Source organism: Fictibacillus sp. Mic-4 (genome assembly GCF_049843615.1).
GTDB lineage: Bacteria > Bacillota > Bacilli > Bacillales > Fictibacillaceae > Fictibacillus_A > Fictibacillus_A gelatini.
Genome location: NZ_JBBHZM010000076.1, coordinates 1 through 5538 on the forward strand (window position 1 = coordinate 1; position 5538 = coordinate 5538).

3 protein-coding genes are annotated in these 5538 nt (G+C 39.9%); 2 read left to right on the top strand and 1 reads right to left on the bottom strand.

The window, feature by feature from the left end:
* Window positions 1-676 precede the first annotated feature (676 nt).
* Window positions 677-1576: a diacylglycerol kinase gene (locus WD019_RS21330; protein ID WP_425712763.1), complete on the top strand. Its 900-nt coding sequence runs from the start codon at window positions 677-679 to the stop codon at window positions 1574-1576.
* Between the two features lie 125 nt (window positions 1577-1701).
* Window positions 1702-3075, top strand: a complete 1374-nt coding sequence (rlmD, locus tag WD019_RS21335; protein WP_425712764.1) for a 23S rRNA (uracil(1939)-C(5))-methyltransferase RlmD — start codon at window positions 1702-1704, stop codon at window positions 3073-3075.
* A gap of 511 nt (window positions 3076-3586) precedes the next feature.
* Here rlmD and WD019_RS21340 read toward each other — a convergent pair.
* Window positions 3587-5029 carry a hypothetical protein gene (locus WD019_RS21340; RefSeq protein WP_425712765.1) on the bottom strand — a complete coding sequence of 481 codons (1443 nt, stop codon included), beginning with the start codon at window positions 5027-5029 and terminating at the stop codon, window positions 3587-3589.
* Between the last annotated feature and the right edge of the window lie 509 nt (window positions 5030-5538).

The window sequence follows — 5538 nt, forward strand, 5'->3', positions numbered from 1 at the left end:
GCTCTTATTTGGACAATAAGTCATCCGGTTTAGACAATAACATCTTACTTTTGGACAATAAGTGAAAAAAACTACTCATTTTATTGTCCGACACAGGCCATTGATTGTCCGAGGGAAACGATTTATTGTCGGAAATCCACTGTTTATTGTCCAAATGCCATGAAAATAGCACCACACTAGAGAAGTTTGATCCTGTTTTTTGCTTTTATTTTTTATAGGCGAAAATGGATTCTTGAAAATAAGAACTTTCTTAGCTGAAGGGCACTAGCGCATATTCATTAATAGGAAAAACCCCCGAATGGGCGAATTTAGCCCGAATTCAGGGGTTTTTAGCTGGGAAAAATCACCCGGGTGAAGAGGCGTGACTAAATCTTCCAATAACGTTGATTTTCTCCCTTATCTATAGCGTATGGGGTTTGACTGCCGAAGTGATATACTTTTATGCATGTTGATAAAAATAGGTGATTATACCGCTCTTTTACCTCAAATTTAAACAAACGTTTGATTGAAACGGCTGTTTAGTTGATCGAAGTAAATGACTGCTTATTTTGAATTGTGGAAAAATGATCCAATTTTGCTTTTTAATCAACCAATCTTTATAATAGTAATGGTTACCTGTTTGTCCAATTTCATTTTTTTACATAAATCCAAGTTAGAAGTAAAGTAGGAGAATCGAATGAAAAGAGCTCGATTAATCTATAATCCAACATCCGGCAGGGAAACGGTGAAAAAGCAGTTGCCGTACATTTTAGAGCGGCTTGAGATGGCGGGGTATGAAACGTCCTGCCATGCGACGACTCCTGATGAAGGGGACGCCATCCGTGCGGCGCGTCTCGCTGCCGAACGTGGATTTGATTTAGTCATTGCTGCCGGAGGAGACGGCACGCTATATGAAGTCGTCAATGGCCTTGCGGATTTTGAACAGCGTCCAAAACTCGGCCTCATCCCGGCCGGCACGACAAATGATTTTGCCCGCGCCCTCGGCATTCCCCGCACGATTGAAGGGGCCTGTGACGTGCTTTGCGACGGGCATGAGATGCCGGTGGACATCGGGAAGGTAGATGATAAATATTTTATCAACATCGCGGGCGGCGGCCGGTTGACGGAGCTGACCTATGAAGTGCCGAGCAAATTGAAAACGATACTTGGCCAGCTTGCATATTTTTTAAAAGGGATTGAAATGCTTCCTTCGATCCGCCCGACACAGGTGGAAATCGAATACGACGGCAAGCTGTTTGAAGGCGAGATCATGCTGTTCCTCGTTGCCAATACGAATTCAATCGGCGGTTTTGAAAAGCTTGCGCCGACTTCTGAATTTAATGACGGGATGTTTGACCTCATTATTTTAAAGAAGACGAACCTGGCGGAGTTCATTCGCCTTGTCTCACTTGCGTTAAAAGGCGAGCATATTAATGACCCTCATGTCATTTATGAAAAGGCAAACCGGGTGAAAGTACGTCCAACGGAAAAAATGCAGCTAAATTTGGACGGGGAATATGGCGGCCTCCTTCCAAGTGAGTTCGTAAACCTGCGCCATCATTTCCAAATGCTAGTCCCGAAAGAACGCTTGAAATAAGAGCTGGCCAAGAACGGTCAGTCTTTTTTCATAGTAAAGCCTTTGCCAGAGGCTAAATGTGGATTAGAGTGATTATGATCGTCTATCGATCAATTTGAGAAATTTTTGAAGAAGGACGAGTTGCAATGGATAAGGCAATCAAGCCAGTGACAAAAAACGAAATGGTCGAAGTGGAAATTACCGACCTGACCCATGAAGGCGCCGGAGTGGCGAAAGTGAACGGCTTTACACTGTTTGTGCCGAACGCTTTGCCTGGCGAACGGGCGATGGTGAAAGTAGTCGGCGTAAAAAAAGGCTACGGGTTCGGCCGTTTAATGGAAGTATTGGAGAAATCTGAGCAGCGGGTGGAGCCGCCTTGCCCGATTTATAAACAGTGCGGCGGCTGCCAATTGCAGCACCTTTCGTATGAAGGACAGCTTGACTATAAGCGGAAGCAAGTAGAGGAAGTGCTTGCCCGAATCGGGAAGCTGGAGAATGTGCCGGTTCTTCCTGTGCTCGGAATGGACGACCCATGGCGTTACCGTAATAAGGCCCAGGTTCCTGTCGGCGAGCGCGAAGGCGGACTCGTTGCCGGCTTTTATCAAAAAAGGAGCCACGAAATCATCGAGATGGAAAGTTGCTTGATTCAGCAGGCGAAAAACGATGAAGTTGTCCAAACGGTAAAGGGCATTGCCGAGAAGCATGGCCTCCGGGCCTATGACGAACAGCGGCATAAAGGGTTTCTCCGCCATATTATTGCGCGCTACGGCCAGGTGACTGGCGACACGATGATTGTGCTCGTGACCAACGGGAAAGACTTGCCGAACCGGAAAAAAATTGTGGAAGAGATCGTGGACAGACTTCCGAATGTGAAGTCGATCGTGCAAAACATCAATACGAAACGGACGAACGTCATTTTTGGCGAGGAAACGAGAGTGCTCTGGGGTGCGGAATACATTTACGATTACATCGGCGACATTAAGTTCGCGATTTCTGCACGTTCATTTTACCAGGTGAACCCGGAGCAAACGAAGGTGCTTTATGACCAGGCGCTGAAATACGCGGAGCTCAACGGAGATGAAACGGTCATCGACGCGTATTGCGGGATCGGAACGATTTCATTGTTCCTCGCGCAAAAAGCAAAAAAAGTGTACGGCGTGGAAATCGTTCCGGAAGCAATCGAAGACGCAAGGCGTAACGCCGAACTGAATGGCATAACGAATGCGGAATTCGCCGTCGGAGAAGCGGAAGTCGTCATTCCGAACTGGAAAAAGGAAGGCATCACTGCCGACGTCATCGTCGTCGACCCGCCAAGAAAAGGCTGCGACGAAGCCTTGCTAAACACGATCATCGAAATGAAACCTAAACGGGTCGTCTACGTCAGCTGCAACCCGGCAACATTGGCCCGCGACCTCCGTGTTTTGGAGGATGGTGGATTTAAGACAGTTGAAGTCCAGCCAGTGGATATGTTCCCGCAGACGACGCATTGCGAAGCCGTTGCGAAAATAGATTTAAAATAATTTACAGGAGCCTATTCTTAAGGGAATTGGCCCCTTTTTTAGTTTTGTTTTTGTGGTATGATATTATTAAAAATTATTCGAAGTGGATGTATCTGTAAATTTTATATTCTACATGATCTAATATACTAGTCCATAGCAATCAGGAAACTTCTGTAACTCGATATCTGGAATGGATATGATGTTCTTGAGTTATATGCTGGCTTTTGTACATTGATTCTATTTTTTTAGAAAACTGGAAAATAAGCCTTAAAAGTTGCATATGTGGAATGAGTAGACTTACCCATATATTATGCCTTGCAATGGACTCTGAAGGATTAAGCCAAACTGATATTGATGATTTGTATGACAATGGTTGGGAGATTGTTCATGAAAAGGAATCCTTAGCAACTACCCATTAGGATTTTTATGAAGATTGTGCAATGATTAAATACAAAAAGATCTATCAAGAAATGATAGATCTTTGCTCTTAATATGGAAAAAAAGTTGAGCTAATTAAATCTGTAAATTTGTACTAGGAAACAATTTTTTGCAAGGTATCTACTTTTTTTCTAAAACGGGAATCATCCTTCATTTTGTCAAGTGGTCCGCTAAATGATTCAATTTCCTTAATTAGTTCTGTAACTGCACTAGATGTAATCTTGATTTTAAGAATATCCAATAATTCTTTAAATTTATTTTGGCACAACCTGAATTGTAGTCTACTAGATATTGTTTCATCGTTAAAGGATAATATTGCAATTAAGGCTTGATTAGAGTCAAATTGTTTTATTAAATCTGTATAAATAGGTTCAGCATTCCAAGCTACTCCATTACCATTTGTTAGAAAAATCTCTACTAATGTAATTACATATTTTTTATTTACTTGCTCCGGTATTTTTGAATCTCCTATTAAACGCGAGAGCTCCCTAGCAAGTGGAGGTTCACTATAAAAATTATTTGTTCCTCTATGTGCTACTAGTAGGTCATCTAAGGCTGCCTCAATTTCAGCTGCTCTTAATCCATCAGGGATATATGATTCAGCCGATACTATTTCTAAAAAAGCTCTAGCGTTTTTTTGTTCTTCTTGATCATTATTAGCTACAAATTTACCATATTTAATGCCAATGAGGTTTTTTGTATTTTCATCAACATATCCCCATAAATATGGTAATAACCGATGTATATTCTCACGTACTTGAGTAGTAGTATCAGTTCGCGTATATATTCCAAATAAACCTTGAACTAGTGTGTTTGACTGTTCTTGAGAGAAATCCTGAAAGAAAAAAGCAATTTGTTTAGCTTCCTCATCACTAATTATATTCGCTTTTATGTTTGTTAATAATTTTTTAATTTCGATAGTAATATTTGAGAGTGGAAGAGAAATAACTTCATTTATACAAGTTTCTAACCATGATACAATTTGCAATCCCGTTAGTTCATTTTGGTTTGGGTGTGCAGCACTTGCCCAATTTCTCATATACCTTATATAGTCTAAGTGCTTGAAACCTAATTCAGATATTAAACCTATTTCTTTAGCACCATGAATAAGTTCGCTGTCGTCTATCTTGTCTAAATCAGATTCATCTTTTAAACGCTTTCTTTTTTCTTGACTTTTTACCGCATTATCAAAAAAGTAATTTAAATCGTATTGGACAACTCTATTTCTTAATTCATTTATTGTTTCATCCCATAGATAATTTAAAGCGGCATCAAATAGTCCCGCAGTTACAGCTGCTACAAATTTTGATATGTACAATGAATTACTCTTAGCTTCCGGACTAAGCTCAGAAAGGGCATCTGGAATATTTCTATAGACAGTAATGCGTTGTGGAACTGGAACAAGAACTGATTCATAAGGTAATCCGATTTCTTGTAGATAGGTTATTAAACTTTTTTCAAACTTAAATAAATCTAGATTAGTATTTTGCCGCTCTACTAAATCTCCTGAAGTTACAGTTGTTATTTCGTTATTCATTTTTTACCTCCTTTAGCAGTCATAATTTTTTGAAATTTACATATCATAGTCAGCGAACAAGAAAGTGTATCATAAATTCGAGTATATACAAAATTTTAACATAATTTGATTTATAATTTAAGTAATTGTAATAAAATGTCCAGAAATTACTGAGAGTTTTGTTAACTTTTTTAGCTATTTTAATTGTCCGACTAAAAGCACCTTATAAATCTCAAATTTAAAAATGCACCACTACATCTCTTTTTTAATGTTATCTACGCCAACTCTCCAAGGAATGTGCTACTCAATTAACTTTAAAATCAAAGGATTTTTGGATGGCTAAACGGGATTTGACCATCTTGCTACTCGTTTATAAAAAAGTTGCACCGTATTACCCCTTTGGATATGATCGTCTAAAGGGGGGTATTTACAGAAAAAACTTTGAATGAAAGCGGATTAAGAAACCGTCAATTGACATTAGGATGAAAAAGGGTGCTTATTATGCCAGTCAATTCTTTTTATAACTACCC

Excerpts from the sequence above, each read along its gene's own strand:
- WD019_RS21340 (WP_425712765.1), bottom strand. The coding sequence starts at position 5,029 with ATGAATAACGAAATAACAACTGTAACTTCAGGAGATTTAGTAGAGCGG.
- rlmD (WP_425712764.1), top strand. The coding sequence starts at position 1,702 with ATGGATAAGGCAATCAAGCCAGTGACAAAAAACGAAATGGTCGAAGTG.
- WD019_RS21330 (WP_425712763.1), top strand. The coding sequence starts at position 677 with ATGAAAAGAGCTCGATTAATCTATAATCCAACATCCGGCAGGGAAACG.